The 25,471-nt window shown below is 70.6% G+C and carries 26 protein-coding genes; 17 read left to right on the top strand and 9 right to left on the bottom strand.

Annotated elements, in window-relative coordinates:
• Positions 1–46: 46 nt before the first annotated feature.
• The 9 genes from HAV39_RS10290 to HAV39_RS10250 all read left to right on the top strand — a co-directional run bounded on the left by HAV39_RS10290 (position 47) and on the right by HAV39_RS10250 (position 7,250).
• Positions 47–436: a hypothetical protein gene (locus HAV39_RS10290; RefSeq protein WP_191838930.1), complete on the top strand. Its 390-nt coding sequence runs from the start codon at positions 47–49 to the stop codon at positions 434–436.
• 48 nt (positions 437–484) lie between these two features.
• A complete protein-coding gene (locus tag HAV39_RS10285; RefSeq protein ID WP_191838929.1) occupies positions 485–1,102 on the top strand; it encodes a hypothetical protein in 618 nt (205 codons plus the stop codon).
• The gene (locus HAV39_RS42595) at positions 1,090–1,947 is read left to right on the top strand and encodes a hypothetical protein (protein WP_239120586.1); all 858 of its coding nucleotides are present in this window, start codon (positions 1,090–1,092) and stop codon (positions 1,945–1,947) included. Before HAV39_RS10285 ends, HAV39_RS42595 begins: the two co-directional genes overlap by 13 nt.
• Before the next feature lie 346 nt (positions 1,948–2,293).
• Complete coding sequence (locus tag HAV39_RS10275) at positions 2,294–2,515, top strand: hypothetical protein (protein WP_191838928.1); 222 nt, start codon at positions 2,294–2,296, stop codon at positions 2,513–2,515.
• Between the two features lie 126 nt (positions 2,516–2,641).
• A complete protein-coding gene (locus tag HAV39_RS10270) occupies positions 2,642–3,397 on the top strand; it encodes a hypothetical protein (RefSeq protein WP_191838927.1) in 756 nt (251 codons plus the stop codon).
• A gap of 468 nt (positions 3,398–3,865) precedes the next feature.
• Positions 3,866–4,048, top strand: a complete 183-nt coding sequence (locus HAV39_RS10265; RefSeq protein ID WP_191838926.1) for a hypothetical protein — start codon at positions 3,866–3,868, stop codon at positions 4,046–4,048.
• Positions 4,021–5,976, top strand: a complete 1,956-nt coding sequence (locus tag HAV39_RS10260) for a recombinase family protein (RefSeq protein WP_191838925.1) — start codon at positions 4,021–4,023, stop codon at positions 5,974–5,976. Before HAV39_RS10265 ends, HAV39_RS10260 begins: the two co-directional genes overlap by 28 nt.
• A 23-nt stretch (positions 5,977–5,999) precedes the next feature.
• Positions 6,000–6,854 (top strand): hypothetical protein, encoded by an 855-nt coding sequence (locus HAV39_RS10255; RefSeq protein WP_239120585.1) that lies wholly within the window; start codon positions 6,000–6,002, stop codon positions 6,852–6,854.
• Positions 6,855–6,983: 129 nt separating this feature from the next.
• Complete coding sequence (locus HAV39_RS10250; RefSeq protein ID WP_191838924.1) at positions 6,984–7,250, top strand: hypothetical protein; 267 nt, start codon at positions 6,984–6,986, stop codon at positions 7,248–7,250.
• Between the two features lie 23 nt (positions 7,251–7,273).
• Here the strand turns inward: HAV39_RS10250 and HAV39_RS10245 are convergent, their stop codons facing one another.
• The 3 genes from HAV39_RS10245 to HAV39_RS10235 form a co-directional block, all read right to left on the bottom strand.
• Positions 7,274–8,272, bottom strand: a complete 999-nt coding sequence (locus HAV39_RS10245) for an Acg family FMN-binding oxidoreductase (RefSeq protein WP_191838923.1) — start codon at positions 8,270–8,272, stop codon at positions 7,274–7,276.
• Between the two features lie 213 nt (positions 8,273–8,485).
• The gene (locus HAV39_RS10240; RefSeq protein WP_373311762.1) at positions 8,486–8,824 is read right to left on the bottom strand and encodes an ArsR/SmtB family transcription factor; all 339 of its coding nucleotides are present in this window, start codon (positions 8,822–8,824) and stop codon (positions 8,486–8,488) included.
• 55 nt (positions 8,825–8,879) lie between these two features.
• Positions 8,880–9,854, bottom strand: a complete 975-nt coding sequence (locus HAV39_RS10235) for a cation diffusion facilitator family transporter (protein ID WP_191838921.1) — start codon at positions 9,852–9,854, stop codon at positions 8,880–8,882.
• A 230-nt stretch (positions 9,855–10,084) separates the two neighbouring features.
• Here HAV39_RS10235 and HAV39_RS10230 point away from each other — a divergent pair, with 230 nt between their 5' ends.
• Positions 10,085–11,893, top strand: coding sequence for an SIR2 family protein (locus tag HAV39_RS10230; protein WP_191838920.1), 1,809 nt, complete (start codon positions 10,085–10,087; stop codon positions 11,891–11,893).
• A 6-nt stretch (positions 11,894–11,899) separates the two neighbouring features.
• Here the strand turns inward: HAV39_RS10230 and HAV39_RS10225 are convergent, their stop codons facing one another.
• Both HAV39_RS10225 and HAV39_RS10220 read right to left on the bottom strand, forming a co-directional pair.
• Entirely contained in the window at positions 11,900–13,549 is a 1,650-nt protein-coding gene (locus tag HAV39_RS10225) for a sugar ABC transporter substrate-binding protein (protein WP_191838919.1), read from the bottom strand.
• 95 nt (positions 13,550–13,644) lie between these two features.
• Positions 13,645–14,316: an acetoacetate decarboxylase family protein gene (locus HAV39_RS10220; RefSeq protein WP_191838918.1), complete on the bottom strand. Its 672-nt coding sequence runs from the start codon at positions 14,314–14,316 to the stop codon at positions 13,645–13,647.
• 232 nt (positions 14,317–14,548) lie between these two features.
• Here HAV39_RS10220 and HAV39_RS10215 point away from each other — a divergent pair, with 232 nt between their 5' ends.
• Together HAV39_RS10215 and HAV39_RS10210 are read left to right on the top strand one after the other, a co-directional pair.
• Positions 14,549–15,040 (top strand): hemerythrin domain-containing protein, encoded by a 492-nt coding sequence (locus HAV39_RS10215; RefSeq protein WP_191838917.1) that lies wholly within the window; start codon positions 14,549–14,551, stop codon positions 15,038–15,040.
• 71 nt (positions 15,041–15,111) lie between these two features.
• On the top strand, positions 15,112–16,011 hold the full coding sequence (locus HAV39_RS10210) for an aminotransferase class IV (RefSeq protein ID WP_191838916.1): 900 nt from the start codon (positions 15,112–15,114) through the stop codon (positions 16,009–16,011).
• 21 nt (positions 16,012–16,032) lie between these two features.
• On the opposite strand, the gene HAV39_RS10205 is transcribed toward HAV39_RS10210, so the two are convergent.
• Positions 16,033–16,740 (bottom strand): sulfotransferase-like domain-containing protein, encoded by a 708-nt coding sequence (locus HAV39_RS10205; protein WP_191838915.1) that lies wholly within the window; start codon positions 16,738–16,740, stop codon positions 16,033–16,035.
• A 226-nt stretch (positions 16,741–16,966) separates the two neighbouring features.
• Here HAV39_RS10205 and HAV39_RS10200 point away from each other — a divergent pair, with 226 nt between their 5' ends.
• Together HAV39_RS10200 and HAV39_RS10195 are read left to right on the top strand one after the other, a co-directional pair.
• Entirely contained in the window at positions 16,967–19,447 is a 2,481-nt protein-coding gene (locus HAV39_RS10200; protein ID WP_191838914.1) for a DUF7617 domain-containing protein, read from the top strand.
• Positions 19,448–19,755: 308 nt separating this feature from the next.
• On the top strand, positions 19,756–20,277 hold the full coding sequence (locus HAV39_RS10195) for a GNAT family N-acetyltransferase (protein WP_191838913.1): 522 nt from the start codon (positions 19,756–19,758) through the stop codon (positions 20,275–20,277).
• 87 nt (positions 20,278–20,364) lie between these two features.
• On the opposite strand, the gene HAV39_RS10190 is transcribed toward HAV39_RS10195, so the two are convergent.
• On the bottom strand, positions 20,365–21,654 hold the full coding sequence (locus HAV39_RS10190; RefSeq protein ID WP_239120584.1) for an aldehyde dehydrogenase family protein: 1,290 nt from the start codon (positions 21,652–21,654) through the stop codon (positions 20,365–20,367).
• Between the two features lie 200 nt (positions 21,655–21,854).
• Here HAV39_RS10190 and HAV39_RS10185 point away from each other — a divergent pair, with 200 nt between their 5' ends.
• Positions 21,855–22,331, top strand: a complete 477-nt coding sequence (locus tag HAV39_RS10185) for a nuclear transport factor 2 family protein (protein ID WP_191838911.1) — start codon at positions 21,855–21,857, stop codon at positions 22,329–22,331.
• 41 nt (positions 22,332–22,372) lie between these two features.
• Positions 22,373–23,125: a class I SAM-dependent DNA methyltransferase gene (locus HAV39_RS10180; protein WP_191838910.1), complete on the top strand. Its 753-nt coding sequence runs from the start codon at positions 22,373–22,375 to the stop codon at positions 23,123–23,125.
• A 54-nt stretch (positions 23,126–23,179) separates the two neighbouring features.
• On the opposite strand, the gene HAV39_RS10175 is transcribed toward HAV39_RS10180, so the two are convergent.
• Both HAV39_RS10175 and HAV39_RS10170 read right to left on the bottom strand, forming a co-directional pair.
• Positions 23,180–23,716 carry an alpha/beta fold hydrolase gene (locus tag HAV39_RS10175; RefSeq protein WP_191838909.1) on the bottom strand — a complete coding sequence of 179 codons (537 nt, stop codon included), beginning with the start codon at positions 23,714–23,716 and terminating at the stop codon, positions 23,180–23,182.
• A gap of 92 nt (positions 23,717–23,808) precedes the next feature.
• The gene (locus tag HAV39_RS10170) at positions 23,809–23,964 is read right to left on the bottom strand and encodes a hypothetical protein (RefSeq protein ID WP_155389146.1); all 156 of its coding nucleotides are present in this window, start codon (positions 23,962–23,964) and stop codon (positions 23,809–23,811) included.
• Between the two features lie 243 nt (positions 23,965–24,207).
• Here HAV39_RS10170 and HAV39_RS10165 point away from each other — a divergent pair, with 243 nt between their 5' ends.
• Entirely contained in the window at positions 24,208–25,470 is a 1,263-nt protein-coding gene (locus tag HAV39_RS10165) for an AI-2E family transporter (protein WP_191838908.1), read from the top strand.
• Position 25,471 lies beyond the last annotated feature (1 nt).

Genomic DNA, 25,471 nt, shown 5'->3' with positions numbered 1-25,471 from the left:
CGATCAAGGGGCACGGTCGAAACTTGCTCACGTAACGGGGGCCAATATGGACATCGGGCAACTGGACGAAGTGGCGGACCTGTTCCGGCGACGGCTGGAACCGCTGATCCTCGCGCTACTGGCCACGCAATCACCGCGAAAGTTCCGGGGCATCGGCACCGAGCTGCTGGCGCAGCTCGGCGGGCACCTCGACGACAACGCGATCACCCGGGCGCTGGCCGGGCTGACCAAACGCGGACTCATCGTCAAGGCCAGCAACATGGCCGGACGCCGCGACTTCCCGGACTACTGGATCACCCGCAAGGGCCACCAGCGCCACGCGGTCTACTGCGCGATCCTCGCCGCGTACGCCAAGACTTCGCAGGCCGCGGCCGGCAGCAGCACCACCGCGACCGTGCACGACATCGGCGCACAGCGCGACTCCAAAGCCGCCTAGACCGACACGGCGAGCCCTGCCGACATCGATGTCCGTACACAACTGGTCGTGGCGATGAACGCTGCGCGCCGGATACCACCGAAGGATGGAGACACCAACATGAACCGTGCCACCGCCACCACGCTTCTTGCCGCCTCGATCTGCGCCGCCCTGGCCGGCTGCGGCACCAGCGAGCCCGCAGCCACACCCACGGTCGAGCCGAGTGTCACGACCGCAGCCCCGGCTTCGCCGAGCCCGACCAGCGATCCGCAACGTGACCCTGCCCGCCAGGCCATCGACGCCTATCTTGTGACACAGCGGGCGTTCGTCGCAGCGAGCCGGGCCGGAGATCCCAACTTCCCGGCACTGACCGAGCGCACCGCTGGACAGGCGCTCAAGCTTCTGCAAGGGGCCCTCACCACCATGCAGGAGCAGGGCCTACGCGGTCGCGGCGAGACGCTGTTCCACCCGGCCGTAGACAGCATGCAGCCCGCGCAGCAACCGACGAAGATCCGCGTCCGCGACTGCATGGACACCCGCGATAGCAGCCGCTACAAGGCGGATGGCTCGGCGTTCAACGACGCCCCTGGCGGCTTCCGGCTCGTCCTCGCCGACCTGGAGATCACCTCCGGCACCTGGAAGGTGACCGGCCTGGCCATTCACAAGGTGGGATCATGCAAACCATAAGAGCAGCGCTGGTCGCCACCCTTGCGCTCGTTACCCTGCTGCTGACCGCCCCCGCCGCGCACGCCGACAACTGGGGCGACACCAACTGCGAACAGGCACCCAACTCCGCCGCGTGCGAAGTGGTCGTCACCTACACCGGCGGCGACAACACCACCAGCGGCGGCAACGGCACGATCGTCTGCAGAGTCGCCGGCGAGGTCGTCGACTGCCACAACGCCTGGGGCTGGCTCGGCTCCGGCGGCTGCTACTACGGCAAAGACGGCTACAACCACCTTCCCGACCACTACTACATCAAGACCTGCTACGACCCGGCCACCGGCGACTGGCGCACTCTCGGCACGGTCTACCTCGCCCAGACCCCGTCTGCGCTCGCCGCCATCACCCGCCGCGCCACCGACCGGCTCGCACTGCCCACCCCTGCCATCGCCACCAGCCCGGACCTGAACACCCCGCAGATCGTCCACCTGCCCACGTGGCTGTGGATCGAACCCGGCTGGTGGACCGCCCGCACCGCGACGGCATCAGTACCCGGCATCACCATCACCGCACGAGCCGAACCGGTCACCATCACCTGGCACACAGGCGACGGAAAGACGGTCATCTGCGCTAACGCCGGAACCGCTTGGACTGCCGTCTCCGCGCCGGACGCGAAGTCACCGACGTGCGGGCACACTTACACCAGCACCTCCGAGGCCGCCCCGGGCGGGATCTTCACCCTTTCCGCCGTCGCCACGTGGCGGATCAGCTGGAGCGGCGCCGGAATGAGCGGCACCGAACCGTCCTTGATCACCACCACCGCAGCGGGCATACGCGTCACCGAGGTCCGGGCGCTCATCCGAGCCTGAGCCCCAGCGACGCCCGTCGTCAGCCTTGACACTGAACAGCATAGGTGGACCCAGACAGCCTCATCGACTAAGCTGACTCTCGGTGCGAGCCATGGGAGGCGGCCCGCCCTCCCGCTTCTGGTGGTCGGGGGCGGGCCGTTAGTCGTCTGGCCGGGCTCGACGGCTGCGACCCAATCCGGCTAGCGAGCGCGATCGGCTGACGGATGTGCGGTGACTGCCGCCTGATCTCCCATGATTAGTCGACCACCTGCGATCTCGCCTCAAGATCTGTAACCCTTCGCCCTTCGCATCGCGGATCGACGAGAATGGGGTGATCTGTGATCGTCGGCGAAACGGAGACGCTGCGATGCGGGCGATGATCTTTGGGGCCGTTCTCTTCATGCTAAACGCGGGCCTGGGCATCGAACCTGATCCCGAGCCTCTCTGGGGCACTGTCTGCTTCGACGCCCAGGGCAACCCCTCCACTACGTCGCAGGGCGGCGGCCGGTGCGAGGTGGTCGACCTGAACGAGTGGGCCAAGACGCATCCGGACATTTGCGGGCCGTACAACAACGCACCCTGTGACTGACGCCAGGCAAGACTGACCGCCGAACCGGCCACGACCCTGCCTTTTGCGCACCGTTTGCCTGCCACCCCGTTACGCTATTCGAACACGCGTTCGATAACGTGCTGTGTCCATCGTCAGGGAGCGGCCATGTCCACGCCTGCACCATCGAGCGGCGGCGCGCGCATTTGCGACGCCGCCGACGTGGCGCGCGCTCTCAGCGTCGTGCGCGAGCAGAGCGCGGGCCGGGCGACCACCGCATCAATGGCAAGGCCGGTGGACACCGCAGGTGCCCTGGACGCATTGAAACTTGACCCGATGTTGCCGGTGCACGACGGCCTGCGCGAACTCTTGCCGTGGCCCGGCCTGCGCCGAGGCTCAGTCGTGTCCGTCCTCGGCTCAGCCAGCCTGTTACTGGCGATGCTGGGTGCTGCGTCGGCACAGGGCAGTTGGTGCGCCGTGGTGGGCATGCCCGAACTCGGAATGGTCGCGGCGGCCGAGGCCGGAGTCGTCCTCGATCGACTTGCCCTGGTCCCTCATCCCGGACCGCTGTGGGCCGAGGCGGCCAGCGCGCTGATAGACGGGTTCGACGTGGTCGTCGCCCGCCCGCCGACACCCCCCAGTGACCGCGTCGCCGCCGCGCTGGCCGCCCGCGCCCGGCAACGAGGATGCGTCCTGCTGTCCGTCACCGACCGCTGGCCTAGCGCGGACCTCACGCTGGAAGTAGGAGACAGGCAGTGGTACGGACTCGGTCAGGGATACGGCCGACTTCGCTACGCCGATCTCACCGTCAACAGCCGCGGCCGAGGAGCCGCAGGTAGGCAACGGGACACGGTCATCCGGCTGCCGCTGTCCGCCGGTCCTGCGCCGACCACATCGCCCATCAGGCACCTGCGCGCTGTCTGACTCGCCCCCTTTGCGTCGCCTGGCCAGGCAATTCTCCTCGAGGCGGATGCGCCCACCGCGTCCAGTGCGAGTCCTGCTCACACCGCCAGCCACGCTCGCGGACATGGCTTGACCTGCGTCTACAGCCCTAGTGAAATCCGGCCCATGGTCGCATCACGCCCGCTGCGCCGCTGAATCCAACAGAACCTGACAGCCACGCGCCCGATCCTGACATCGCTGGTCAGCAGCTATCGCCGTAACTGGCGCTGTCAGGACGACCCGACATGCTCGACATTTTCCGCCTACCCGCCAACTCGCACTGACCTCGTCAAATACAGGCAGGCCTCACGACGAGGGACAACCACCGTGCCGGCCCATGCCCCCCAGTGCGACCCCTATCCGTGCCCGCTGCAGGCAGCAACCGAAGGAGACCCCGATGAGCAGCGCCTTCCCGCGCCAATCGCACCACCCAAGCCCCTGGAGGCTTCTATGCCCACCACCCCCAGCGGCGACCCAGGGAACACCTCCCGGCGCCGCGCACAAGGAACGCCCGTCAACGTCACGGTCGAGATCACCACCATCACCGGTGAACAGGCCGAACTCCTGCACGAACGACAGAGCCTCGCCATCAAGGAGATAATCACATGGCTCACGACCAGGAACCAGAAATGACCGGCGGTCCAGCCCGGCCGCCGCAGACCCCCGACCCGACCCCGGACCTCTACGGCCCGGGGTCGGGCGTTCTGCCCTCGCCCTGGAGAACCGCGGCTACCTCGATCCCGAACCAGCAGGTCCGAGTCCGGCACGTCTACCGCGTGTCGACGCAGGACCTTCAGAACCTGTACGCGTCGGCCATGCGCCAGCACCGCCGGAGCATGGCCCGACACACCCCAAACATGATCTTCGACGGGGCGTACATCGACTTCGAGTCCGGCCGCATGGAGTTCGACGATCGCGGCCAGTCGACCTTCGACCACCCAGATCTAGCCAAACTGCCGTTCACGCGGCTCGGCGGCCTGCCTGAGATGCTGACCGACGCGCAAGCCAAGCACAAACCCTTCGACATGATCATCTGCGAGGGCGCAGACCGCCTGGCACGGTTCACCTACTACGGCACCCGCATCGAGTACATGCTCGAAAAGGCGGGCGTCGAACTCGTCGCCGCCGACGAACCCCAGGACAAGTTCGCGCGCAAGGCCACCGTCGTCCTCGGCCGGCGCATGAAGCAGGCCATGGCCGAGGTACAGGCACTCCAGATCATGGAACTGGCTTGGGACGGATGCGTTGGACACACCCAATCCGGCTACAACATCGGTCGCGCGCCCTACGGCTACCTTCCTCAACGCGAACCCCACCCGGCACCCGCACGCGCTTCCATGGGCGCGACCCGCACCAGGCTCATCGAGGACCCGGTCTGCGCACCGGTAATCCGTGAGATGTTCCGGCTTCGCGTGAACCTCGGCATGACCTACCCGCAGATCGCGAGGATCTTCAACGAGGACCCCGGACGCTACCCGCCGCCCGTACCGATGCGCGACGGGGTCGAGCGCCGGTGGCGCGGGCCGGTCATCCGAGCGATGATCGAGAATCCCAAGTACACCGGGCACATGGTGTGGAACCGTCACACCACGCGCCAGGGAGCCACGGTTGCCCGCAAGAAGAAGAAGCGCGCGCAGCACCCGAGCCTGTGGGTCTGGTCGGAACAGCCCTCCCATGCCGCCCTGGTCAGCCTTGACACATATCGAGCGGCGCAGCGGATGGGGTCAGGGCATGCCCGCTCCCGCAGCGGTTCCGAGCCCAACACCCACCCCGCTACGAAGAACAACTACCCCCTACGGGGATACGTGCGCTGCCCGCACTGCTCGCGACGCATGGTGGGACGCGTGAAGGGAGCCAACCGCTACATGAGCTGCAAAGGCCCTCGCAACAGCGAAGACAAGCTGCTCCCCAGCGCCGCCGACCACCCAGGCACCCTATACATCCGCGAGGACAGCCTCCTGGCCGCTGTCACCGCAGCCATCGCCGAGCGCGTCTTCGGTCCGGATCGAGCCGAGCTGCTGGCCAAGCAACTAGCGTCCACGCCTGCTGTGGAGATCGCGAATCACCAGGCAGCACTGGAAGCCAGCCAGCGCAGGCTCGCGGAGATCACGAGGAAGCAGACCTCGCTAACCCGCGATCTAGAAGACGCCGACCCCGATGAGCAAGCGTGGCGCAGGCAGCTGCGCGTGCGGTTCAACGAACTGGAAGCAGAACGGCTCCAGGTCGGTCAACGGGTCACAGAGCTTGAGAGCCAACTGCCCGTCGTCGGGCAACAGGACACTTCGCTGCTGGAAGTGCTGCCAATGGCAACAGTCGCCTTGGTGGATGCGCCCATCGAACTGCAACGCGAGCTGTATGACGCGCTGAGGCTGGAGGTTGAGATGACCAGCCGGACGACCGGGGCGGTACGCATTACCCTGACGGGATCAAACAACGGCGAAATGGTTGAAATGGTCAATAGGGTTCACGACCATGCGACCGCGTCGGGGGTTGACGCACAGCCCACGGTTCGGGCGCATGTGCGTCAACCCCCTATGCGTAGAAGAAGGTGCCCTTCTTAACCCCTCACCCGAAGGGACCTGCCGTGACGGCTGGCAATTGGCGACGGTTGCTGCCCTACCTGGTGCTCGTCACCGCCGCCGCGATCACCGTCGGGTACGTGCTGGACGAGCTGCCTGCGACCCCGTCCGGCGCGGCTCCGGCGGCCTCGCCGTCGCCCACCCCGTTCATGCACAGCGACGGGCTGTCCGACAGCCACGACGGCTACCTCATCCAGCCCGTCACCATGCCCGCCAAGCGCGGCAGGGCGATCCCGGTCGCCTTCCGCGTCCTCGGCCCCGACGGGCTGCCATTGCGCACCTACGAGACGATCCAGACCAGACAACTACACCTCTACCTGGTACGCGACGACGCCAGCGGCTACCAGCACCTGCACCCCGAACTAACCGACGACACGTGGACCACGAAGGTCGACGTCACCGACGGCGGCGCGTACCGCTTCTACGCCGAGTTCGTCCCGCGCGGCAAGGACGCCCTCGGCCACCCGACGGTCCTCGGCCTGCCGTTTCTCATCACCGGCGACACCAAGCTGGCCCCACTGCCCGCTCCCGCCCCGACCGCGACCGCTGACGGCTTCACCCTGACCCGGCTCGACGGGGTCACCCACCTGCGCGCCGGACGGGGCGAGCTGCTGCGCGTCCAGGTCTCCTCCCCCACCGGGCCACCCGTCCTCGAACCCCACCTGGGCGCGATGGCGCACCTGTCCGCCTTCGAGGTGCGCACATTGGGCCTGACCCACGCGCACGCGGCCGCCGACGCCCCCGACGCGACCCTGACCTTCCACGTCGAGTTCGCCAACCGCGGCGAACAACGCCTCTACCTGGAGTTCAAGGTCGCCGGCCAGATCCACCGAACCGCCTTCACCGTCTTCGTCACCTGACGGTCCGCTGCAGTTTCGGGGAACCTGCAGCCAGGCACGCGCCCCATCGTGCAGATTCCCCGAAACTGCAGGACCGGAGTACGTCCACACGACGTGGTGCGACCGGGACGGGGTCGCTATCCTGCGGCGATGCGTGACGACGATCCGGTGCTGAACGTGGTCCTCGACAGCCTCATCAGCTGCGTGGCCCTGCTCGACGAGCACGTCCACGACGAGTTCATGGACGGCCGGATCGCGCTCAAGCAACTGGAGAACCTCTCCTACGACTTCGGCCAGCTCCCGGACGAGCAACGACGTCGACTGGCCGCCCTCATCCGCGCCCGTGCGGCCGCGCACCCGCACATGACCGCGTTCGTCGAGGGTCTGCCCGACAGCCTGGGCCTGGACGACGACTGACCGATCCGGACACCGGGGGTGTCTCAGTCCGGGTCGACGGTGGTGGTGGCGTCGAAGGGCAGCCGAGGGGTGTGGCCGGGCAGCGGCTGGTCGGGGTCGGCCACGCCGAGCCGCAGCACGATGTAGGCGTAGCCCAGATTCGACAGGATGCGGCGCACCATCGCCCGGGTGCCGTCGATCTCGATGACCTGGCTGTACGGCAGCACCGCCAGCCCCTGGCCGGTGGCGTGCAGCCACACCGCGGACAGGGTCTGCCCGGCGCGCAGCCACGCCGCCCGGTCGTCGCCGTCGCCGAACAGCACGACGTAGGTCGAGAACTTGTCGTGGCCGCCGCCGACGGCCAGCGCGCCGCGGGCGCCGAAGTCGCGCTCGCCGACATCGGTCTCCGGACGCTTGTCGGGGAGCACCTCCGGCGGAACGCCGGTGCCGGGGGGACGCCCGGGGCCGACCCAGCGTGCGGTCTCGGCCTGCCACGCCGGCTCGGCCGCCGCGGCCTCCTCGGCGTGCGAGACGGCCACCGCGAGTTCGCTGACCTGGTCGGGCGTGAGCCGGTGCAGATGCACGTCGAACTCGCCCGCGAGCCGGCGCAGTTCGTCGACCTGCTCCGCGGTGACCGGGGTGTCGACCGTCGGGCGACGGTCGGTGTGCCGCAGCCGCAGCGCCTGCATCAGGCGTACGGCCTCCGCGGTCACCGGCGCGTCCCCGCTGATCACGAGGGTGGCGAGGTGGTCCGGCTGCGCCGGGTCCGGCAGCGGCCGCAGCTCGACCGTGTGGCCCTGCGCCATGAGCGCGACCTGGGCGTGGTGCAGCGCGGCGCCGCAGCTGACGAGCAGCATCCGCTCGTCGGGATCGATGCCGGGCAGGGCTCGCGACGTGTCGGCGTAGAGGTCGAGGCGGTCGGGGTGGACCTGCCAGTGCCAGGGCTGGGTGTTGTGGATCGAGGGGGCGCGGCCGGCAGCCTCGGCCGCCTGGGCGTACGCGGACGCGGGCGACCGGTCGTGGTGTCCGGCGGTGGTGTTCATGTCGGGTGCCTCCAGTGCCTCGCCGGCCCGTGGCCGCCGCGACCGGAGGCGAACACGGGCTCCCGGCCGGGCGCGGCGACCCTGCTCTCCTACGAATACCCGCCCTGACCTGTCGCGTGCAGCAGGTTCGCACTATCCGCGGAAAGGAGAAAGCCCCGCCGCACGGTCTCCGGACGCGTACAGCGAGGCTCCTTCAGTCTATGCGTGCCGGGGTCAGCTTCGCAGCAGGTCGCCGGTCTCCGCGGCGCGGCAGGCGGCCGGGTCGACGGCCAGCACCACGCCGAGCAGGTCGCCGAGGGCGTGGGCGAGCCGGGGGTCGGCCAGCTCGTAGCGGGAGCGGCGGCCTTCGGGCACGGCGACGACCAGGCCGCACCCGCGCAGGCAGGCGAGGTGATTGGACATGTTCTGCCGGCTGACCTGGAGCAGGTCGGCCAGGTCCGCCGGGTAGGCCGGGCCGTCGCGCAGGGCGAGCAGCAGCCGGGCGCGGGTCGGGTCGGACAGCGCGTGCCCGAAGCGGGCCAGCACCTGCCCGTAGGTCGGCGGCGAGGCGATCGTGTCCACGGCCGAAACAGTACATCGCCAGCTGAACAAATGCCTGGTGTACGCCTCAGCGGCGGTGGACCTGGCCGTGCGCGGACTCGCAGTGCTCGTCGGCGCTCTCCCGCACGTGATGGTCGACCTGCAGCGTGGTGTGAGTGATCCCGTGCTCCGCCGCCAGCGTCCGCTCCAGTTCCCGCCGCACCAGGTGGCAGTCGGCGGGCTCGTCGACGAGCACGTGTGCCGACAGCGCCGCCTGCCCGGAGTCGATCGTCCACACGTGCAGGTCGTGAACCTCTACGACGCCGTCGGCGGCGAGCATGTCCACCCCGATCACGTCGGGGCGCACCCCGGCGGGCGCCGCGTTGAGCAGCACCCGGCCGGACTCGCCCAGCAGGTTCCAGCCACCCCTGATCATGAGCACGACCACGACCAGCGTGGCGATGGCGTCAGCGCGGGCCCAGCCGGTCAGCAGCACCACCAGGCCCGCCGCCGTCGCCGCGACCGAGGCGAACATGTCCATCAGCACGTGCTGGTAGGCGCCCTGGACGTTGAGGCTGGACCGGTTGGCCTTGCCGATCGCCCACGCGGCCAGCACGTTGACGGCCAGGCCGAGCAGTCCGGTGACCACGACCATCCACCCGGTGACCTCGGTCGGTTCGGCCAGCCGGGTGATCGCCTCGTAGCCCAGCCAGCCCGCCAGCAGCAGCAGGCTCAACCCGTTGGCCGCCGCGGACAGGATCTCCGCCCGGGCCAGGCCGAACGTGTAGCGACCGCCGGCGGGCCGGGCGGCGAACCGCATGGCGACCAGCGCGAGCACGATGGCGGCGGCGTCGGTGAGCATGTGCGCGGCGTCGGAGATGAGGGCCAGCGATTGCGCGAGCACCCCGACGACGACCTCGACCGCCATGAACGCGGCGATGACCGACAGCGCGATCGCCAGCCACTTTCGGTCGGCGTCGCGGCTCACCCCGTGGGAGTGGCCGTGCCCCTCGTGCGCGTGCCCGTCGTGAACGTGCCCGTCGTGTCCATGGTCGTCATGCATTGTCGTCCACCTCGTGCCCGGAATGCTGACATCGTGCTCCCCAGCAGGGGAAACAGCCGCCCCGACGCGCGCGGCACCCGACGGTACAGCGAATCATGAATTCATTGCAACATGAACACGAGAACGGATGTCATCGCCGCACCGCCACCGTACGCAAGCGCACGACCCCGTGCTGTCGTCCCGCGGACGCACCCTCCACTCTGTCGCCACGGATGTCTATGGTTCACGCCATGGACGACCTCCTCGCTCCCCGCCGACCCGTCTTCGACGCCCGCATCAGCCTGGCCACCGCCGTACACGCGCAGCCCGGCGTGTACGCCCTGCTGCTCGGGTCCGGCACCTCCACGGCGGCCGGCGTGCCCACCGGCTGGGGTGTCGTGACGGCGCTGGTCGCGAAGGTCGCCGCGGCCGCCGGCGAGGCCATGCCCACCGACGCCGACATCGAGAAGTGGTGGACCGAACACGGCGACGGCGCGCCACTGGGCTACTCCGCGCTGCTGGAATCGCTGGCCAGCACCCCGGCCGCGCGGCGGGCACTGCTCGCGTCGTTCTTCGAGCCGACCCCCGAGGAGCGCCAGCAAGGCATCAAGGTCCCCGGCGCCGCCCACCGCGCCATCGCGGCACTGGTCGCCCGCGGTGCCGTGCGCGTCATCATCACCACGAACTTCGACCGGCTCATCGAGCAGGCGCTCGAAGCCGAGGGCATCTTCCCCCAGGTCATCGCCAGCCCGGCCGCGATCGAGGGCATGGAGCCGCTGCCCCACGCCCGCTGCACCGTCGTCAAGCTGCACGGCGACTACGCCCGCACCGACCAGCTCAACACCGTCGAGGAGCTGAGCGTCTACTCCGCACCGTGGCAGCGGCTGCTCGAACGCGTGCTCGACGAGTACGGCCTGATCGTCAACGGCTGGTCCGGAGACTGGGACCACGGCCTGGTCGCCGCCCTTGAAGGCACCCGGTCCCGGCGCTACCCGCTGTTCTGGGCCTCCCGCGGCGAGCTGGGCCAGATCGCCAAGCGCCTGGTCGCGCAGCACCGCGCCCACGTCATCACCGGGGCCGCCGCCGAGCAGTTCTTCCCCGACCTCGTCAACCGGCTGGAAGCCCTCGACGACCTCGCCGACCCGCCGCTGACCAAGGCCATGGCGGTGGCCCGGCTCAAGCGGCTGCTGCCCGACCCGGTCAAGCACATCGAGGTCGCCGACCTGTTCGACACCGAGATCCGGCGGCTGCGCGACTACCTGCGGAACCTGCCTCCGGCACCCCCGGCACAGGACCCCGCGACCCTGCAACGGGCCCATGACGACGTGCGCGCCCGCTGCGACACCCTGATGCGGCTGCTCGCCCACGGGGTCTACCTCGACCGCGACCGGCAGCACACCGCCCTGTGGGTACGCGTCATCGAGCAGCTCATGCGCGCCCGCCGCCGCCCCGAGGGCGAGCCGGACCCGCGCTGGGCGAACCTGCAGCACTACCCGGCACTGCTGGCGCTGAAGACGGCGAGCCTGGCCGCGGTCGCGTGCTACCACGACGATGTGCTGCTGCGGCTGCTGCGCCGCCCCACCTGGCGGATCCGGGCCGGCAACGGCCACCGGCCGGTCGCCGCGATGGACGCGCTGCACGACTGCCGGGTGCTCGACTTCGACACCGTCAACACGTTCCCCCGCTGGCAGGGCGTCACCTGGCAGTATCCGCAGAGCCGGCTGCTGCGCGAGGACACCCTGCCCGTGCTGCTGCCGCTGGTCGGCGACGAGGACTCGTTCCTGCAGCTCTACCACCGCACCGAGTACCGGACCGCGCTGGCGCAGTCGCTGTTCGGCGTCGGCGACGGGCTGGGGCCCGCACCGGGCGGGTTCGCCGTGGACTCCCAGTGGGCCGCCGACGGCACCCTGTACTGGGAGGCCGACTTCCGGGAGAACGCTGACCGCGACATCTGGGAGCGCACCCCGCTCGGGCGCCGGGACGGCGAGGCGTACGGCCGCAGGCTCGCCGTCCTGGCCGAGCAGCTGCGCACCGCCGGTCACCGGCGACCCGTCGACTGACCTGCGTCAGCCGTCGCGGACCGCGTCGCGCACGGCCGCCGCGGCCCGGCGTCCGACGACCTCGCCTCGCGCCCCCGCGACGGCATCTGCCTGCGCCTCGCCGAGGACGTCCCACACTCGGCGCATGAAGGCGAAGGTCGGCATGGGGTCCGCCACCTCGCACAGTCGGCGGTACTGCTGCACCGCCTCGCTCTCGCCACTGCCGGCGAGCAGGGCCACCGGGCAGTGCACCGCCTGCGACAAGGCGGTCATGACATGGCCGTGGGTCAGGAAGTCGGCGAACAGGTCGTGGGCGATGGCGCTGTTCGCACCCTCGCGAGCGATCGTCAGACCGTGCACGAGGCTGAACGTACGAGCGGGCAGGCCCTGGGCGAACGGCGGCATGGCGCTCACCGACACCCGGATCTTCGCCGCCTGCGCCTCCTGCAAGCCGTCCGAGGAGGTGAGCAGGAACGCCGTGCGGCCCTCGCTGAACGCCCGCCTGGCGGCCAGCCGGTCCACTCCGCGGCGCAGCATGCCCTGCTCGCCGAGCATCCTGAAACACTCGAAGGCCGCGACGGATCCCGGGCTGTCCAACCCGACCTCGCCGGGATTCCACGACCCGTCCGGATCACGGCCGAACAGCCATCCGCCCGCGCTGGTGAAGACCGGCCAGGTCTGGAACGGGTCACCGCGGTCACCGATGCGGGTGGCGAACACCTCGCTGACCCGTCCCTGCCGGAGCAGTTCCTCCCCCATCGCGACGAGCTCCTCGAAAGTGGCCGGGGCGTGCGGGGCCAGCTCGGTGTTGCGCAGCAGCGCCGTGGTGTCCATCGTCGTGGGGACGCCGTACAGCCGTCCCTCGTGGACCAGGCTGTCCAGCGTCCAGGGCGCGAATGCCGAGCGCTGTTCGGCCGACAGCACGACGGGTTCGATCACCCGGTCCCGGGCCAGCACGCCGATCCAGTCGTGCGGGCAGACCAGCGCGTCGGCGACGTCGGTCCGGCGCACGTCGGCCATGAACGCGTCCTGCGGGTGGCCCTCCGGATCCACCTCGAACGCCACCGTCACCCCGTAGGTGGCGCGAAACTTGGCCTCGAACCGGGTCAGCACCGCCGTGCGTGCCCGGTCGGCCTTCACCCGCAGCGTGGGCTGCAGTTCGATCAGCCGTCCGTACTGGTCGCGCAACCAGCGGATGCCGGCGGAGTCGGTGAAGCTGACCTTTACCCGGCGGACCGGTTCGAGGACGGGCACCTCAGCGGGCCTGACCAGGCCGGAGAATTGGGCGACGGTGCCGGGCGGGACGACCGGATGGTGGATCCGCCGTTCCTCGGCGTCGTCGTCGGCATCGACCACCGTGCAGTAGACCTGATAGACGGGAGCACCGGAGGCGTTGCGCAGATGGGCTCCCCAGACACCCGGCTGGTCGGGCGACTCGCCCCACCACGCCGAGACCAGGGCCGCCTGGGTGCGGCGCAGGTAGTCGTCCTGTGCGCGCCGGGATTCCGCGTCGACGCGATCACGCTCGGACTCGATGCGGTACGTGCGCAGCGCCGCCTGTGCGGCCACCGCCGCGAACGCCAGGGCGAACACGGTGGCGACCGCGGCCACCCAGCTCGGCACATCGCCCCAGACACCGTCGGGTGCAGCAGCGACGATCATCGCATCCATGCTCATGAAACTAGCGAATCCCCGCCACGGCCCCCACCCCCGAACAGCGGTGATATGCAGCCGGAAAAGGCGCGGACGCGGTAACCGACGCTGACGGCGTTTCAGTCCAGAACGGTCTCGCCGCCCGGGTAGGCGAAGGAGGCCCGCGGGGCGTAGAAGCCCCAGGTGATCTCCAGCGGGTTCGCCGGGCGCAGCGCGTACACGGCATGGGTCTGGTCCAGGAACTCCAGCTTCTCGACCGCGAAGTCGGCGACCGGCTCGGAGATGAACGGGTAGTTGCCCGCGACGAACCTCCCGCCGACCTCGGTGAGGTAGCGCAGTTGGCCGCGGGCGGTCTCGCCGAGTTTGTGGCCGACCCGCACGGTGGTACGGATGACCGGCACGCCGTCGGAGGTCGTGGTGGCGATCAGCTTCTTGCCGTGGATCTCGATGGTCGTGGTGCCCACGGTCGCGGGCACGCCACGGGCGGACGCGTAGTCGCGAACGACGGCGCTGGAGTTGAAGTAGTGGGTCCACCAGCGGCCGGGCGTGACGCCGTCGGGCGCGTAGGCGTCCTCCAGGTCGGGGCCGAGGTACGTCAGCGAGTACGCGCCGAAGCCGGAGGTCTGTTCCGGGGAGTCGACCACGTATTGGTTCATGAAGACCTGGCGGTTGGCCATGGGCTTCAGGCCCGCCGGGACCAGTGCCGCGACCGCGTCGGGGTCGGCGGGCACCCAGCCGAAGTAGAGCATCCGGCTGTTGACGACGAGCTGAGGGGCTGCGAGCTGGGACATCGAGAACTCTCCTGGACGTTGCCGTAAGTAGCCAGAACGCTACGAGCAGCCGTCGCGGGCCGACAATCGAGTATCGACCTTTGTCTTCTTGTCGATAGTTCGCGGTTGGCGTTCGTCACAGTCCGGCCGCTTGCGGGGTCTCCCCCGTCCATGATCGGATGGGCGGAGCATCGCGTGCCGGTGGCGGACTGCGCCAGGCATGGAGGTGTCGCATCGAAGGGTCCGCCTGTTCATGGCCTTCCCCCACGGCGACCGCACCGTCGCCTTCAGCCTGCAGCTCCAGCGGGCGCATCAGGAACTACGCCGCCGGGTTCGCGAGATCAGGGCGGGCATCGGGAACCACACCCTGCCCGACGACGTCCTCGTCCATCACTGCCTGGCCTTCTGCACGGCTTTGACCGAGCATCACCGCGGTGAGGACGACGGCATGTTCGCCGACGTGCTGCGCGCCCGGCCGGATCTCGCCCCGACGGTCGCCAAGCTCGTCGAGGACCACGGGTGGATCACGTCGATCCTCTCCCGCGTCAGCGGGCTGGCCGCGCAGGCCGCGCAGTCGCCCGGCGCGGACCTGGAGGCGATCGGCCGCGAGCTCGACGGCCTCACCGCCATCATGGACTCGCACTTCAACTTCGAGGAGCGCGTGCTCAGCGAGGCGCTGGACCGGACGACGTCCGACACCGGCTGGTCCGACCCCGTGTTCCGGTTCCGCGGCGGCACGGGCTGACCTCCGCCCCGGGCATCCGGCCGAGGACCGCCCATGATCTCCTAAGACGTCCGCACCGGGAGGGGCCCGCCATGCTTCAGCGCTACGACCAGCGCAACGCCGACCTGAAGTACTGGGTCAACGGCGTGCTGCGCCACCGCGACGAGCCGGGGATCTCCCCGTTCGACTCCGTCGTGCAGGGCGGCGACGCGGTATGGGAGGGCCTGCGGCTGTACCAGGGCCGGATCTTCGCCCTCGACGCGCACCTGGCGCGGCTGCGCCGTTCGGCCGCCGCGCTCGGCTTCGCCGCCGTGCCCTCCGACGACGAGATCACCGCCGCGCTGACCGCGACCCTGCGGGCCAACGAGATGACCGACGGCGTGCACGTCCGGCTCACGCTGACCCGCGGGGTGAAGGTCACCAGCGGCATGGACCCGCGGCTCAACCAGTCCGGGTGCACGCTGATCGTGCTCGCCGAGCACAAGGCCCCGGTGTACGACACGGGTGGCCTGAAGCTCGCCACCTCCAGCGTGCGGCGGCCCGGCCCGGACGTGCTCGACCCGAAGATCCACCACAACAATCTGATCAACTCCATCCTGGCGAAGATGGAGGCCACGCTCGCCGGGGCTGACGACGCGCTGATGCTCGACGGGCGTGGCTTCGTCGCCGAGACCAACGCCACGCACCTGTTCGCCGTGGTGCGCGGGCAGCTGGCCACCCCGCGCACCGTCGCCTGCCCCGAGGGCGTCACCCGGGAGACCGTGCTGGCCCTGGCCGCCGACGCGGGCATCGACGTCGAGGTGCGCGACATCTCCCTGGCCGAGATGCACTCGGCCGACGAGGTCTTCTGCACCGGCACCATGGGCGAGATCGCGGGTGTGGCGCAGATCGACGGGCGCACCATCGGCGACGGCGCGATCGGCCCGGTCACCAAGCGCATCGCGGACATCTTCCTCGCGCACGCCCGCAGTTCGGGCACCGTGGTCGTCTGAGCCGCGCCCCGCCGGGCCGGGTCACCTCAGCCGGTGGGCGTGCAGCTCGTCGTAGTACGGCCGGGCCGCGTCGACCAGGTGGCGCAGGTGGTCGGGCACCACGGCCGGGGACGGGTCGTAGGCGGCGAAACCGGTCGACGACTCCACATTGGCGTACCAGTGGGGCGCCCACACGCCGTCGGTGTCGCGCGGGCCGGACGGCCAGCTCAGCATCGCCGGGTCCCAGCCGATGCCCAGCGCCGCGCACAGCTTCGCCAGCACCCCGGCCGGGTCCCGGAGCAGGTCCGCGGCGTCGACCACGGGGCCGCCGTACGCCGCGAAGATCTCGGCCTGCTGGGTGAAGCCCAGGTCGGCCAGGGTCGGTTCGCCGCGGACCTTCGCGTACGACGCGACGACGTGCGCCGGGTCGCGGATGAGGTACGCGTTGGCCAGCTCGCCCAGCCAGTCACGGCCGACGTCGGGCAGCAGGTGGTGGGTCATGTGCTTCTGGTAGTGCACCTCGACACCAGGCGGCAGCGGGCCGGTGAGCGCGGCGGCCTCGTCCTGCCAGCGCCGGGGCTGGCTGGCCAGGATCTCGGCGCGGCCGGGATGGTCCAGGCCGGTGACGTCGAGATAGTGCGCGTACAGCGGCTCGTCCACGACCAGCGTGTCCGCTCGTGCGCCGAAACTGCGCATGAGCGCCGTCGACACGTTGCGCGGCCCCGACCACATCGCCACCCGGGTCACCATGACGCCTCCTCGTATCCGTGACGCAGCGTACCCGCGAAAGATCACCAGCGGGCGGGCGACGCCACGCCGGACACGACACCCGAACCGGTGAAGAGCGTGCCCATTCATGATCTCATTCATCAATCCATACATTTAACCGGGTTACGGTCGGCGTCCACTACCTGGCGCACCGTGACGGGCCACCGCCCGCACATACGCCACGGCTTCCGTCCAGAGAGGCGTCACCGTGCGACGATCACAAGTCGGTACCCGGCCCATCCTGCTCCTGGCCACTGCCCTGGCCCTGACCTTCGCGCCGCCGGCGGTGACGGCTTCGGCCGACCCGCCGCCGCTCGCTCCGGGCACATTGGCCAAATCGGTGCAGAACGTCACCGATCCCGGCTCGAACCCCGCCGACCACGGTGACGTCGTCAACTGGGTGATGTCCTACGACGACCCGGGCGTGGGCGGCTCGGTGACCGTCACCGACCCGATCGGCGCCGGCCAGGCGCTGGTCCCCGGTTCGCTGCGGGTGCCGCCGGACTGGGTGAAGTCCTGGTCCACCGACGGCACGACGTTCTCCACCACCGAACCGGGCTCCGGCGTGGTCGCGGTCCGCGGCACCAACCCCGACCTGCAGCCCGGCGGCACCAGCCTGACCCGGCTGCTGCTGCCCCCGGTGCAGCCCACCACCACCGCGACCGGCGGCGACGGCTTCAGCCCGGTGCTGTACCGGTCGGCCAACGGCGCGGTCGAGTCGTGGAACATCTACCACCACCTCGTCCCGACGGCCCCGAAGGTGGTCTGCATCAACCTGCTGACCGCCCAGCCCTGCGCGGGCGGCCCCTGGCCACGGCCGCTGAACAGCACCGCCGGGCCGCTCGGCTCCGGCAACACCGGTGACCTGGGCAGCCCGATGGCCCCGCAGTTCGTCTTCGACCCGAACCGCCCCGGCAAGGTCTACTTCCCCGCCCACACCACGGCCGCGCTCGGCGTCGCCTGCCTCGACCTGGACGCCCGCGCCAACTGCGGCTTCGTCCCGCTCACCCCCACCGGCGGCAGCCCGTCGGCCAGCAACAACATCGCCGGACTCGCCCATGTCAACGGCAACCTGTACGCCGCGTCGACCAACGGATCGGTGCTCTGCCTGACGATGGCCACGCAGACGCCGTGCGCCGGGCAGCCGTACACCGGGATCGTCGCGCCGCACAGCGACACCGCGCCCAACACCGCCACGCAGTATTTCGGCTCCACCACCCTCGCCGGCGGCAAGGTCTTCATCTCGTCCTCACCGACCAGCGGTGCGAAGCTCGCCTGCTTCGACCCCGCCACCAACGCCGCCTGCACCGGCTGGGCGACACCGAAGGCCGCCGGGCCCGCGGGCCTGATCACCTACGGGGTGTTCACCACGTACACCACCACCGGTGACGAGGAGGGTGTCTGCGTGCCGCCCGCGGGCGGCGTCTACCAGCTGCACTGCTACACGATCGCGGGCGCCTCCCTGACCCCGCCCGCGTTCCCGGCGCTGCCCAACGGCGTGCTGACCTTCAACCCGAAGGTCATCACCGGGCCGGACGGGCACCTGCGCAGCTACTTCCCGTTCTGGGGCGGGCCGATCTCCGGCGCGACCGGCTGCTGGGACTGGAACACCGACGCGGCCTGCGCCGGCATGGCCTTCCCGAAGACCCACCCGGGTGTCGGCGGCAGCGGCAACACCCGCGACTACGGCTACGACTACGACCAGGCCGGCGAATGCCTGCTCGGTCTCGGCGACGCGGGCCTGCTGTTCTCCATGGACCCGATCACCGGCGCGTCGCCCTGCTTCCGCGCGGGGGCGTCGCTCACCCTGACCACGCCCGACTTCTACTGCGACGGCGCGTCCGGGCACATCACCGGATACCAGGACGCGCGCCTGGTCGACATCGACATCGCCAACATCGACCTGGCCAACTCCGCCGCGACCATCAGCAAGCCGGACAACACGGTGATCGCCACCCTGCCGTTCGCGCCCGACGGCAGCGTCGACCTGTCCGGCATCTCGCCGAGCACGCATCCGGCGCTGGTCATCGAGGCCAGCCTGCGGCTGCTCAACGTCGACGACTTCGGCGGCGGCAACGAGCCGCACCTGGTCGCGGGCTTCGACGGCGACCCGCCGCAGATCTGCTTCCAGACCAAGCTGAGCAGCGACTGCGGCGTGTACTCCGTGTCCAACACCGCCACCGGCACCGACGCCGGGGGTGCGCTCACCTCCAACACCGTCCAGCAGCCCATCAACCCGGGCCAGGCCTGCCAGCCGAACATCTCGGTCAACAAGGAGATCTGCAGGGACTCCCGTGCCTCGCGGTGCGGGCCGGGCGGCGTCGGGCCCTGGGGCAAGACCAGCCCGGCCGGGCTGCTCGGGATCCTCGGCACGGCGTACTGGCGGATCACGGTGACCAACTCCGGACCGGTCGACGCGGTGGGGGTGTCCGTGAACGACTCGGTCGCGCCGGGCTGTGTGACCGCTGCGGGCACGTTCACCGTGGCCGCCGGCGCGAGCAAGCAGATCCACTGCTCGACGTTCCTGCTGCTGCTGCCGCTGACCAACACGGCCAGTGTCAACTACAGCGCGGCCGGTGCGCCGCCGGGCACCCCGCCGAGCACGTCGGGCACGTCGTCGGCGACGGCCTGCTCGCTGCTGTGCATCCTCGGCTCCCCCGACCGGGCCGCGGAACTGCGCGCCCGGTGACCCGGCAGCTCTCCGCCGGTGGTCCCCCGGCGGAGAGCACCGGACACACGAAGTAGTCGCGGCACCCACCCGGGTGCCGCGACTCATTTGTGGCACGGATCACATCGCAGATGCTTCCCGAGCCGGGGTGCCTCTTGCGACGCACCACCCGACAGAGGCCTTGTAGTCGCCGAGGATCGTCCGGCGAAGCACGCTCGTGCTCCCCCAAACGGAGCGACCACTCTGGCGGCACAGGCGGCCTGTGGGCAGGGTCCACGGTGGAGTCGATGGGGTCGCCGAGGGCCGGGGCCGTGGCTACGGTGGCCAGCATGCCAACTCTGATATCCCCCACGGCCAGCCTGTACGCCGCCTTCCAGGACTGCCGCGCCGACTGGGGACCGGGTCTGCACGAGGACGGCTTCGGCATCGGCCCCGAAGACGACCTCGACTCCCCCGACGGCTTCGCCGACTGGGTGCGCCGCCGCAACCGGCTCGACCACGGGGCCGGTGTCCCCTGCCCCGCCGAGCGGCACGCGTCCTGCCGGTGGATCGTCGAGGACGGCCAGGTGCTCGGGGGCATCGCCATGCGGCACTGGGAAGACGACGACCTCGGCCAGATCGGCTACGGCGTTCGCCCGTCCGCGCGCCGCCGCGGCCTGGCGAGCTGGGCCCTGGGCGAGATGCTCCGCGAGGCCCGCACCGTGCTCGACCTGGAACGCGTCCTGATCCCGTGTCTGGAGGACAACATCGCCTCCGCCCGCACCATCGAGAGTCAGGGCGGCGTGTTCCAGGGCATCCTCGACACCGGACACGTCCGCGTCCGCCGCTACTGGATCAGCCTCGCCGACTGACCGGCCCACCTGCCGCTGGAGCCGGAGGAAGGGCACCTTCTTATCGCTCCGCGTAGAAGAAGGTGCCCTTCCTCCGTACTGTCAGGGTCAGGGCAGTAGTTCTGCCGGGAGGCCTTGCAGTGCCACGGGCCGGCGGAATCGTTCGATCGCCTCCGTGCCCACCGAGGTGGACCAGGATGCCGACGTGGCGGGCCACGGCCCGCCGTGCTGCATCGCGTCGCAGACCGCGACGCCCGTGGGCACGCCGTTCCAGACGATGCGCCCGGCCCGCGCCAGAAGCCCCGGCAGCAGCGCACGGGCGGCCTCACGGTCGCTGTCGTCGGCGTAGACCGACGCGGTCAACGAGCCCTCCAACCGCGACGGCACGTCCTCGGCCGCGCCCACGGCGATCACCACCGATGGCCCGAAGTGCTCTTCCAGCAGCTCACCCGCCAGGTCGTCGACGTTCACGACCACCGCGAACGGTGCGGGCGAGCCCGCACCCGCGACGACCCGGTGCGCCGCCGACGCGTGCGCCTGCCATTTCTCGTGCGCCTGGGCCATGCCGTCGGTGAGCATCCGGTGCACCGGCACGGCCGCGACGGCGTCCGCCAGCTCGTCGGCGAACGCCGCGGACCCCGTCACGACCAGGCCCGGCTTGGTGCACAGCTGTCCTGCGGAGCCGGTGACCGCCGCCGCCAGCGCCGACACGGTCGCCGGGACGGCCGCGCCGGGCAGCACCAGCACCGGGTTGAGCGAACCCATCTCGGCGTACACCGGGATCGGGTCGGGCCGGGCCGCGGCCGCGTCCATCAGCGCCCGACCACCGGTCAGCGAGCCGGTGAAGCCCACAGCCCGGATCCCCGCCGCCCGCACCAGTTCCAGCGACACCTCCGGCCCGCCCGCAACCAGCGAGAACGCGCCGTCAGGCAGGGTCCGGGCGAGGATCTGCCCGAGCAGCTCACCGGTACGCGGCTGCGCCGGATGCGCCTTGACCACCACCGGGCACCCCGCGGCCAGCGCCGAAGCGGTGTCGCCGCCGCTCACGCCGAACGCGAGCGGGAAGTTCGACGCGGCGAACACCGCAACCGGTCCGACTGGGACGGGCACGGTCACCACGTCACCGCCGCCCGCGGCGACCCCGGCGGACACCCGCCGCCACGGCTGGGCCGCGTGATCGCCGAGCAGCCGCAGCTGGTCGGTGGTGCGCTGGAGCTCGCCGCGCAGCCGGGCCATGGTCAGCCCGGTCTCCTCCAGCGCGGTCGGGACGATCTCGCGGCCTGCTGCGGCGAGCGCGTCCGCGCACGCGTGCAGCATGGTGCGGCGCAGCTCGCCGCTCAGCGACGCCAGGTGAGGTGCGGCGGCGACGGCCTGCGCCACGGCGGTGGACACGGTCACGATCGGAACTCCTCGGGTCACGTAGGCGTCCACAATGACACGTCCAGCGGGCATGTCGCGTTCCTGAACCCTTTCGCGTCCCGAAACGCGACACTCCCTGGACCCTGTCCACCCGGTCGGGGCCGCTGACGCCGCTCTGTCTACATTTGTGACACAAGACCGTTAACGCTCCCGAAAAGTTCGCATGGATGGTGGAACCCATGAGCTCGCCCCAGCCGACGACCGCCGCCCAGGACACGGACAGGTCCGCGATCGAAGACATCGTGCGCACCTTCTTCGCCGCGTTCACCTCCGGCCCGGACAGCACCGCGCGGCTCGACGCGCTCCGGGAGCTGTTCCTGCCCGGCGCGGTGATCGTGAAGACCTGCGGTGGCGAGCCGACGGTGTACGGCGTCGACGGCTTCATCGCGCCCCGGCAGGCCCTGCTGGCAGGCGGCACGCTGACCGAATTCCGGGAGTGGGCGCTGCCGGGACGCACCGAGGTGTTCGGTGACATCGCCCAGCACTTCTGCGCCTACGCCAAGTCCGGCACGCAGCACGGCACCGCGTTCATCGGCCGGGGCATGAAGACGATCCAATTCGTCCGGACCGGCGCCGGATGGCGGATCAGCGCCGCCGCCTGGGACGACGAGCGAGAAGGCCTGACCGTCGCCGACGGCTGGACGAGCCCTTCGTAAACCGATGGCGGCCCTGCATCGAGGCGGGCAGGATCACGCCCATGACGAGCAGTGATCTTTGGGACGAGGACACGGCGGCGCGATACGACACCACCTCGGCCGAGATGTTCGCACCCCACGTGCTCCACCCGGCGGTGGACTTCCTCGCCCGGCTGGCCGGTGCCGGCCCCGCGTTGGAGTTCGCGATCGGCACCGGGCGGGTGGCCGTCCCGCTCGCGGCCCGGGGCGTCCACGTCAGCGGGATAGAGCTGTCGCAGCCGATGGTCGACCAGCTACGCCGCAAGGTGTCCGCGGACGAGGTGCCGGTCGTGATCGGCGACATGGCCACCGCCACGGTGCCCGGCGAGTTCTCGCTCGTGTACGTGGCGTGGAACAGCATCGGCAACCTGCGCACCCAGGACGAGCAGGTGCGATGCTTCCAGAACGCCGCACGGCACCTCGCGCCGGGCGGCCGCTTCGTCATCGAGCTGTGGGTGCCGGGCATCCGGCGGTTCCCGCCGGGACAGTCGGCCGTGCCGTTCGCGGTGACCGACCAGCACGTCGGCTTCGACACGTACGACATGGTCACGCAGCAGGGCACGTCGCACCACTACCGGCGGCTCGACGACGGCAGCGCCCGGTACGGCTGCAGCAACTTCCGTTACATCTGGCCGGCCGAGTGCGACCTGATGGCACGGCTGGCCGGGCTGGTGTTCGAACAGCGGGTGGCGGACTGGGCGCAGGCGCCGTTCACGTCCGACAGCGAGAGCCACATCTCGGTCTGGCGCAAGCCGATGGACAGCGCCGACAGCTGACGGCCCGTCGGGTGCCCGACCCCCGGGGTTGCGGACGGCCTTCAGGGTGGTCGCTTAGCTCGGCCAGCCGATCGCGTCGAGGAACTCGTCCACGGCGACCACGACCCGGCCGAGTACGGCGATCGACTCGGTGAGCGGGCCGGGCACGTACATACCGTGATCAGCGCCTTCGACTTCGAGCACATGGGGTGACAGCCGCCGGGCCAGGTCACCGTCCCATACCCGGTCGGCGGTGCCGCCCACGAGCAGGAACGGCGCGGTCGCACGGCCCAGCGCGGCAGCCACCCACGGCAGGGTGAGCAAGGGGGTCAGCCACACGGCGGGCAAGGATCTTTCGGCGGCGATCGCTGCCGCATTCGTGCCGAGCGACTTGCCGATCAGCAGCGGGCGGCCGCCAATGGTGTCGATCACCGGAGTGATCTCCCCACCGACCCAGCCCTCGATCTCCGGCTGATCAGGCTTCGGAAATCCCTGGGACCACGAGTATCGATGTACCGTCGCACCCCGCTGCTCCGCCACATCTCCGGCATACATGAGCAAGGGGGCACCCGGCCCGAACATACCGCCGGGAATCACCACAGCATCAGTCATGCGGACCACCCTACCCAGCCGCGGCCGGGACGGATCTTGGTCAGATCTCCGGCTCGGCGGTCGGGCACCACCTGCCCATGGTCTGGCTGCGATCAGGCCCCGGTGTGGGCGTTGCCGGCGGCCGGCACGGCGAACGGGTCGAGCACGACCGGGCGGGGTTCGGCGGCGTCGCGGGTGTCGGTCCGGGGCTCCTCCGGTGCGCTGAAGACCAGCGTGGCCGGCGGGTTGGGCCGGTCGGGACGGTTCACGGATGCAGCGGACACACATGCTCCAAGTGGATCAACAGCTGGGGGCAGGGCCCGAAATCCGGGGCACCTGCCGACGACGGTACCCGGGATGTGCGACAGATAACAGCCGGTAACGGAAACCATCGGACAGCGGGTTGCCGTTTGCCGGCCGTCGCCGAGGGTAACCGTGGGATCAGCCGGTCACCCTCCGCTCGTGCCGGGCGGCCGTCGCCGATCCCCCGCACCGCTGCCCGGAGGTCCCTCATGTCGCTTTCCGAACCCGCCGCCACCACGGCTCTCCCCTCGACCGAGGCAGCACGGTGGCGGGCGAGTCTGCGCGCCGCCCGCGAGCGGCTGGAGTCGGCCCGTTCCGTGCCGCCGCTGCTGCCCGACACCGGGGACGCCTCGGACGGCGAGGACGACTCGCACCAGAACCCCGACCTCGCCGTCGCGTACTGGCTGCGGGTGTCGGCCGCGTGGGGCTGGCGGCTGCTGGTGCTCGCCGGGGTCGGCTGGGTGGTCCTGACGCTGGCCGGTCGGCTCGCCCAGGTGCTGGTGCCGCTGTCCATCGCACTGCTGCTGGCCGCGCTGCTCGCGCCGATGGTGCGCATCCTGCGCGAGCGGCTGCGGCTGCCCGCGTCGCTGGCCACCGCGATCGTCCTGTTCGGCGGGGTGCTGCTGACGGTGGGCTTCCTCACCCTGCTGGTCACACAGCTCGTCGACGGCATGCCCGGCCTGGCCGAGAACGCCTCCGCCGGTCTGCGGCAGGTCCGGGAGTGGCTGCGCACCGGCCCGCTGCACCTGTCCACCCGCCAGCTCGACGGCACGTTCGACGCGGCCGGCACCTGGGTGAGCGACAACCGGCAGAACCTCACCAGCGGCCTGTTCGCCACGGCCGGCGCCGGATTCGAGGTGCTCATCACCGCGATGCTGGTCATCGTCGTGACGTTCTTCTTCCTGCGCGACGGTCATCGGCTGTGGCGCCTGGCCACGTTCGCCCTGCCGCGCCGCGCGCGGCGTCCCGTGCTGGAGGCCGGCGACGCCGGGTGGCTGACCCTGGTGGCGTACGTGCGCGCCACGGTGATCGTGGCGTTCATCGACGCGGTCGGCATCGGGCTGGCCCTGGTGCTGCTGCGGGTCGAGTTCGCGTTCGTGCTGGCGGCGCTGGTGTTCCTGTCCTCGTTCATCCCCATCGTCGGGGCGACCGTGTCGGGCGCGGTGGCGGTGCTCGTCGCGCTGGTCGACCAGGGCCCGCTCACCGCCCTGATCGTGCTGTCCGCGGTCGTCCTGGTGCAGCAGCTGGAAGGCCACGTGCTGCAGCCGCTGATCATGGGGCGGGCGGTGGCGATCCACCCGCTGGCCGTGATCGTGGCGCTGGCCGCCGGCATCGCCGTCGCTGGGATCATCGGAGCGCTGGTGTCGGTGCCGATCATCGCGGTGCTCAACACCGCGCTGCGCCACCTGATGCACCGGCAGCCGCCCCGCGCCCCGGACGCGGTCGTGGTCAGCGCCGACCCGGCACCCTGAG

It is taken from the genome of Catellatospora chokoriensis (genome assembly GCF_011297315.1).
Taxonomy (GTDB): Bacteria; Actinomycetota; Actinomycetes; order Mycobacteriales; family Micromonosporaceae; genus Catellatospora; species Catellatospora citrea.
The sequence above is the reverse complement of the archived record's forward strand: the minus strand, read 5'-3'. Positions and strand labels throughout refer to the sequence as shown.

Coding starts and splice junctions, on each gene's coding strand:
- HAV39_RS10290 (WP_191838930.1), top strand. CDS start 47: ATGGACATCGGGCAACTGGACGAAGTGGCGGACCTGTTCCGGCGACGG.
- HAV39_RS42595 (WP_239120586.1), top strand. CDS start 1,090: ATGCAAACCATAAGAGCAGCGCTGGTCGCCACCCTTGCGCTCGTTACC.
- HAV39_RS10275 (WP_191838928.1), top strand. CDS start 2,294: ATGCGGGCGATGATCTTTGGGGCCGTTCTCTTCATGCTAAACGCGGGC.
- HAV39_RS10270 (WP_191838927.1), top strand. CDS start 2,642: ATGTCCACGCCTGCACCATCGAGCGGCGGCGCGCGCATTTGCGACGCC.
- HAV39_RS10265 (WP_191838926.1), top strand. CDS start 3,866: ATGCCCACCACCCCCAGCGGCGACCCAGGGAACACCTCCCGGCGCCGC.
- HAV39_RS10260 (WP_191838925.1), top strand. CDS start 4,021: ATGGCTCACGACCAGGAACCAGAAATGACCGGCGGTCCAGCCCGGCCG.
- HAV39_RS10250 (WP_191838924.1), top strand. CDS start 6,984: ATGCGTGACGACGATCCGGTGCTGAACGTGGTCCTCGACAGCCTCATC.
- HAV39_RS10245 (WP_191838923.1), bottom strand. CDS start 8,272: ATGAACACCACCGCCGGACACCACGACCGGTCGCCCGCGTCCGCGTAC.
- HAV39_RS10235 (WP_191838921.1), bottom strand. CDS start 9,854: ATGCATGACGACCATGGACACGACGGGCACGTTCACGACGGGCACGCG.
- HAV39_RS10230 (WP_191838920.1), top strand. CDS start 10,085: ATGGACGACCTCCTCGCTCCCCGCCGACCCGTCTTCGACGCCCGCATC.
- HAV39_RS10225 (WP_191838919.1), bottom strand. CDS start 13,549: ATGAGCATGGATGCGATGATCGTCGCTGCTGCACCCGACGGTGTCTGG.
- HAV39_RS10220 (WP_191838918.1), bottom strand. CDS start 14,316: ATGTCCCAGCTCGCAGCCCCTCAGCTCGTCGTCAACAGCCGGATGCTC.
- HAV39_RS10215 (WP_191838917.1), top strand. CDS start 14,549: ATGGCCTTCCCCCACGGCGACCGCACCGTCGCCTTCAGCCTGCAGCTC.
- HAV39_RS10210 (WP_191838916.1), top strand. CDS start 15,112: ATGCTTCAGCGCTACGACCAGCGCAACGCCGACCTGAAGTACTGGGTC.
- HAV39_RS10205 (WP_191838915.1), bottom strand. CDS start 16,740: ATGGTGACCCGGGTGGCGATGTGGTCGGGGCCGCGCAACGTGTCGACG.
- HAV39_RS10195 (WP_191838913.1), top strand. CDS start 19,756: ATGCCAACTCTGATATCCCCCACGGCCAGCCTGTACGCCGCCTTCCAG.
- HAV39_RS10185 (WP_191838911.1), top strand. CDS start 21,855: ATGAGCTCGCCCCAGCCGACGACCGCCGCCCAGGACACGGACAGGTCC.
- HAV39_RS10180 (WP_191838910.1), top strand. CDS start 22,373: ATGACGAGCAGTGATCTTTGGGACGAGGACACGGCGGCGCGATACGAC.
- HAV39_RS10175 (WP_191838909.1), bottom strand. CDS start 23,716: ATGACTGATGCTGTGGTGATTCCCGGCGGTATGTTCGGGCCGGGTGCC.
- HAV39_RS10165 (WP_191838908.1), top strand. CDS start 24,208: ATGTCGCTTTCCGAACCCGCCGCCACCACGGCTCTCCCCTCGACCGAG.